At 42.2% G+C, this 5,527-nt stretch carries 6 protein-coding genes; 1 reads left to right on the top strand and 5 read right to left on the bottom strand.

Annotated elements, in window-relative coordinates; genetic code table 11:
• The 4 genes from pgi to NWQ57_RS03730 all read right to left on the bottom strand — a co-directional run.
• Positions 1-1,629, bottom strand: a 1,629-nt coding sequence (pgi, locus tag NWQ57_RS03715; protein WP_306020724.1) for a glucose-6-phosphate isomerase, incomplete at its 3' end; no start/stop codon positions are given.
• 82 nt (positions 1,630-1,711) lie between these two features.
• Complete coding sequence (gene tal, locus NWQ57_RS03720) at positions 1,712-2,665, bottom strand: transaldolase (RefSeq protein WP_306020718.1); 954 nt, start codon at positions 2,663-2,665, stop codon at positions 1,712-1,714.
• Positions 2,666-2,944: 279 nt separating this feature from the next.
• Entirely contained in the window at positions 2,945-3,484 is a 540-nt protein-coding gene (locus NWQ57_RS03725; protein ID WP_306020719.1) for a hypothetical protein, read from the bottom strand.
• 19 nt (positions 3,485-3,503) lie between these two features.
• Positions 3,504-4,067 carry a DUF2799 domain-containing protein gene (locus tag NWQ57_RS03730; protein ID WP_306020720.1) on the bottom strand — a complete coding sequence of 188 codons (564 nt, stop codon included), beginning with the start codon at positions 4,065-4,067 and terminating at the stop codon, positions 3,504-3,506.
• Between the two features lie 255 nt (positions 4,068-4,322).
• Between NWQ57_RS03730 and yaaA the strand changes: the two genes are divergently transcribed.
• Positions 4,323-5,099: a peroxide stress protein YaaA gene (gene yaaA / locus NWQ57_RS03735; protein WP_306020721.1), complete on the top strand. Its 777-nt coding sequence runs from the start codon at positions 4,323-4,325 to the stop codon at positions 5,097-5,099.
• A gap of 4 nt (positions 5,100-5,103) precedes the next feature.
• Here the strand turns inward: yaaA and NWQ57_RS03740 are convergent, their stop codons facing one another.
• Positions 5,104-5,490 carry a YkgJ family cysteine cluster protein gene (locus NWQ57_RS03740; protein WP_306020722.1) on the bottom strand — a complete coding sequence of 129 codons (387 nt, stop codon included), beginning with the start codon at positions 5,488-5,490 and terminating at the stop codon, positions 5,104-5,106.
• Positions 5,491-5,527: the final 37 nt, after the last annotated feature.

Here is a 5,527-nt window from a genome sequence, read left to right on the forward strand (position 1 = left end):
TCTAAATTTAGCGATGAGCTGATTGGTTGATGCATCAAAATTTAGGGCAGCATCAGTATTCACTAATTTATCGAGTACCTGATTACCCAATTCTTTACCTAATTCAACACCCCACTGATCAAATGAATTCACTCCCCAGATCGCGCCTTGTACAAATACTTTGTGTTCGTATAGGGCAACCAATGCACCTAATGTCTGTGGATCCATTTGATTGAACAACAAGGTATTACTTGGCTTGTTGCCCGGCATGGTTTTGTGGGTTGCTAATGAATCTAAAGTATCGGCGTCCAAGCCTTTACTGGCTAAGTCGGCTTTACATTCTTCAAACGTTTTACCCTGCATCAATGCTTGGGTTTGACCAAAACAGTTTGAGGCTAACATGGCATGATGAGTGGCGTCTTGATTAGGTACATTCAGTGGCAGCATAAAATCAGCTGGAACTAATACAGTACCTTGATGGATAAGCTGATGGAATGAATGCTGGCCGTTTGTGCCTTCGCTACCCCAAATAATAGGGCCAGTGGCATAGTCAACAACAGTGCTATTACCCGCAACCCGTTTACCATTACTTTCCATATCGAGTTGTTGTACGTAGGCAGGAAAACCACGCATGTAGTGATAATAAGGCAGTAATACGTGGCTTTGTGCGTCAAAAAAGTTGACATACCACACCCCTAATAAAGCCAAAATCATCGGCAAGTTCTGTTCAGGCGCTGCCGTTTGAAAATGCACGTCCATGTCGTACGCACCTTTTAATAGAGCTTCATAGTGTTCGTAGCCGATGGTCAATGCGATAGGTAAACCAATTGCTGACCACAAAGAATAGCGACCACCGACCCAATCCCACATAGGGAAAATATTTTCTTCAGCCATACCAAACTCGGTGGCGGCTTTGATGTTTGATGAAACGGCAATAAAGTGCTTGGCGATATCTTGCTGACTACCACCGGCATTTAAGAACCAAGCCTTGGCTGTTAAGGTATTTTGTAACGTTTCTTGAGTGGTGAAAGATTTAGATGACATCACCACTAGGGTTTCTTCATGATCTAATTTGGCTAATACATCTTGAATATGACAACCATCAACGTTAGCCACATAATGTACTTTAACGCCATCAAACCAGTAAGGTTTAAGGGTTTCAGACATGATCTTAGGGCCTAAGAAAGAGCCGCCAATACCAATTGCAACAATTTGGGTCAGGGCTTTTCCGGTATAACCCTTGCGTTCACCCTGATGCACACTTGCTACAAAGTCTTTAATTTTTTGCTGACAGGCCTGTACTTCTGGCATCACGTCTTGGCCATCAACCAATACAGCCTTACCCGAATAATTACGTAAAGCTGTGTGCAGTACAGCGCGTTTTTCAGTGTGGTTGATAATGTCACCGGCAAACATGGCCTGACGTTTTTCCGCTACTTGGCTATCTTGTGCAAGTTGCTGTAACGCTGACAACACCTCGGTTGATATGAGGTTTTTAGAATAATCGAGTTCAATGCCACAGGCTGAAACGGTGTACTTTTCAGCGCGTTGTGGATCGGCAGCAAACCAATCGCGCATGTGTTGGGTTTTTACCTGCTGTGCAAGCTCAGATAGCTGTTGCCATGTTGGCGAAGTCGTTAGTGCTGTCATAATAAAAGACTCATCTCGTTTCAATTTGGACAAATAAAAAAGCGCCTAATCTAGACGCTTAATTTGTATTGTTATGCCAAGCTTATAAATAACTCTTAAGCAAGGTTTCAAGTTTTACTTGGTCAATAGCAAAGTTACGAATACCTTCAGATAACTTTTCTGTGGCCATTGGGTCTTGGTTCATTTCCCAGCGGAATTGCGCTTCAGTTAAACGAGGACCAGGTGTGGATGTGGCACCATTGTCTTTCAATTTAAGTGGAAGTGGGGCGTTATTTTGTGAGAGTTCTTCAAGCAAGTTTGGCCCGATAGTTAAACGATCACACCCGGCTAATTCAGTAATTTCATCGGTGTTTCTGAAACTGGCGCCCATCACAACCGTTTTATAACCGTGTTGCTTGTAATAGTTGTAAATTTTAGTTACGGAACGTACGCCTGGATCTTCAGAAGGAGCGTAGCTGTCTTTACCCGTTTTAGCTTTATACCAATCCAAGATACGACCAACAAAAGGTGAAATAAGGAATACACCTGCTTCGGCACAAGCTTGGGCTTGGGCAAAACCGAACAATAACGTTAGGTTACAGTTAATACCTTCTTTTTCTAACTGCTCGGCAGCACAAATACCTTCCCATGTAGAAGCCAATTTAATCAAAATGCGTTCTTTTTCAATGCCAGCTTCTTTGTATAAGGCAATTAGTTTGTGCGCTTTTTCAATACTTGCTTGCGTATCAAAGGATAAACGCGCATCAACTTCAGTTGAGATACGTCCCGGTACGATATTGACAATATCCGTGCCGATTGAAACAGACAGTTTGTCGCCTGCATCAATAATTTGTTGCTCTGCGTCGTTAGACTGTTTTTTAGCCCAGGCTACCGCTTGTTCTAAATGCGCTTTATATTGAGGCATCTCGGCTGCTTTTAGCAGTAAAGAAGGGTTAGTCGTCGCGTCAACAGGTTGATATTTTTTTATCGCTTCAATATCACCGGTATCGGCAACAACAGTAGTAATTTCGCGCAGTGCTTGTAACTGATTTGACATGAGATCCTCGTAAGTGCTCGACTTGAATGGTAGTTATCTTTACAAAAAACTAAGATGATTAAAAGAATTAAGATGAATACTATATGTTCTGAAAATTTGTTACCCGAATGTATCTAAGGCTACGCAGAGACACATTGGTCGGCTTGGTTTGTAGATTATAGCTGATATGGTGATGACTCCAGTAAAAACCGAATTTTTACCAACAAAAATAATGCAAAGATAAATAGTCGTAAGCGTAATGCCACCCTATTGTTTGTATTTTTACTACAAGCTATCGAGTTAGAACCCGATGCTTAACTGCGCGCCGTAAAATATATAGGCTTGGCTACGCCAGTTGTCGCTGTCTAATTGTCGAGCCCGGGCCGATAATTCGAGCCGGGCGTGTTGTAACTGAAAACCTAAACCTAAGCCTGCGTAGCCGTCTGGATCGTTGTTTTGTTCGTAATTGGTGTAACAGCAGTCATCGTTACGATCGGCGTTGAGTATGCCTTCAGCCAAATCAATACCTGCTTCAACATAGAAGAATACGTCAGAAAAATAGCCAACTTTCACTCCCACTTCCCATGCTAAAAATTCTTCTAAATAACCATCTTCCGTCAGTACCTCTGCATGATTTATGTTTGTGGTGGTTTCAGCTCCAAAGTCACTGTAAGCAAACTCAATGCGCTGAGCTACGCCCACGCCGGTAATTCTGTCGGTGGTATTTATCTCTTGTTTAACAAAAATGCTCAGGCCTTTGGGTGGTTTACCCTGACTTGTAAAACTCAATACCGACAGGCTGACAAAAAGACAGGCTAGTATTGTTGATGATTTTTTCACGGATCTTCCTTATGGGATTTTAGTTATACCGAGAAAATCGGCGTAAAGTGCGTTCGTAATTAAATTTCGCTGTGGCTACTTGCTGCTCAAACTCTGATCTTTGCCCATAAAGTTGCGCTAAATCGGCCTGCATTAGCGCAATGTCGTCACGAATTTTTGCGCGTTCATCACGAGTCAAACCATCAGCAATCATCATTTCGGTTTGTTGGTCAATCTGTGTTTGTAATTTGCTGATGTCATTGAGCAAATGATTAAGATTGCTCTGAGCATGATTCATTGAACCTTGCGCTTGATATAACTCTTCACCATCTTTAAATCCGCTTAAAAACGCGTTAGCAAGTGCTTCAGGACAGCTATTTTGGTAATTTTTTCCGGCGCTACCATGGCGAAACCCATTGTTATCAGTACAAAATAATACTGAGCCTTCGTGGTGCCCAGTACGGTAAGCAGTTAAATCGGGTGTTATACCGTGCTTCGCACAGTCTTTACGGTGTTGTGCTATTTCTGTTTGAGGCCGTCCTGCAGCGCCATCTTCAAAACCAATAGTTTGCCAGTTTGCCGCCAAACACATCGATTTATCCATGTTCGCGCAGCCGCTTAAAAATAGGGAACAAGTCAGTATTAGGGGAAAAAACTTAAGCATTGGTGTCCTATTGATTTTATGTCATGAGTGCTTGGGCTGTATTAAAGCCGATTAAAGATTAATTGAACCTGAATATCTAAGAAATTTAGGTTTTATGCGGTGATTATTGGCTGTAAAGAGACTAATTGGAACATCTAACTTGCATTTTACTGCGTACCCCTTATAAAGGCTTTGTTTACGTTTTTAGGATTATTTATGTTAGTTGTGTTGTCGCCGGCCAAAAACCTTGATTTTGAAAAGCCTGCAGAAGTTTTGAAATATACCCAGCCCCAGTTGTTAGAAGAATCTGCGCAATTAATTGAGCGCTGCAAGCAGCTCTCCCCTGCTAACATCTCATCGTTAATGAAAATCAGTGACAAACTAGCGGGCTTAAATGCCGATCGTTTTGCCAGTTGGCAACCGCCGTTTACCCCAGAAAATGCCAAACAGGCGGTGTTAGCGTTTAACGGCGATGTATATGGCGGCTTAGATGCCACCACACTAAGCGAAGCAGATATCGAATTTGCTCAACAGCATTTACGCATACTTTCAGGTTTATATGGGGTGCTAAAACCTTTAGATTTAATGCAGGCCTATCGACTTGAGATGGGCACAAAATTAAGCACTGATAGTGGTAACGATCTGTATCAGTTTTGGGGTGATAAAATCACTCAGCTGCTCAATTCTGCCGTTAAAGCACAGGGTGATAACGTTCTGGTTAATCTTGCATCAAATGAATATTTTAAGTCGGTCAAGCCGAAAAAATTAGAGGCACAAATTATCACGCCAACCTTTTTAGACTATAAAAGTGGTCAGTATAAAGTGATCAGCTTCTATGCCAAAAAAGCCCGCGGTTTGATGGCCCGTTACATTATTCAAAATCGATTGAGCGAAGTGGCTCAGCTCAAAGCCTTTGATGTGGCTGGCTATCGCTTTAGTGAGGACAGAAGTACAGCAACAGAGCTTATCTATACCAGAGTCGAAGTGAATTAGTCGATCACTTGTCAAATGCTGGGCGGCTATCTGCCATTATTTTATCTAGCGTTTTTTGGGCTTTTTCGGGATGCTTGAGATCATCATCTTCAAGCATCTCACATTCATCACCGATCATTTGTTTAATGGTGACAGGATAGAATTTGCAATCATCTGGACGGTCGTAATAAATGTCGCAAGTATAAATATTTTGCTCAGGCACTTTACGTAAAAAGGGACATAAACTCAGTTGTTTACCCGATTGCGGGTTCATCCAAATAAGGCCTGCTTTGACATACTCGGCAACATCCGGTCTAAACAACTGCCACATGGCTATTTCGTCGTCAGTTGCTGATAAACCACCATCACTGTATTTGGTGCAGCATTTTCCGCACTGGGTGCATTCTTTCATCGAGGCTCGACTGTCTTAATTGGGTTTATAGCATACA

The sequence above is a fragment of the Paraglaciecola sp. genome, assembly GCF_030730205.1.
Classification (GTDB): Bacteria; Pseudomonadota; Gammaproteobacteria; order Enterobacterales; family Alteromonadaceae; genus Paraglaciecola.

What these genes read in the sequence shown, in the direction of transcription:
- tal (WP_306020718.1), bottom strand. Translation starts at nt 2,665, where the DNA reads ATGTCAAATCAGTTACAAGCACTGCGCGAAATTACTACTGTTGTTGCC.
- NWQ57_RS03730 (WP_306020720.1), bottom strand. Translation starts at nt 4,067, where the DNA reads ATGGATAAATCGATGTGTTTGGCGGCAAACTGGCAAACTATTGGTTTT.
- NWQ57_RS03740 (WP_306020722.1), bottom strand. Translation starts at nt 5,490, where the DNA reads ATGAAAGAATGCACCCAGTGCGGAAAATGCTGCACCAAATACAGTGAT.
- yaaA (WP_306020721.1), top strand. Translation starts at nt 4,323, where the DNA reads ATGTTAGTTGTGTTGTCGCCGGCCAAAAACCTTGATTTTGAAAAGCCT.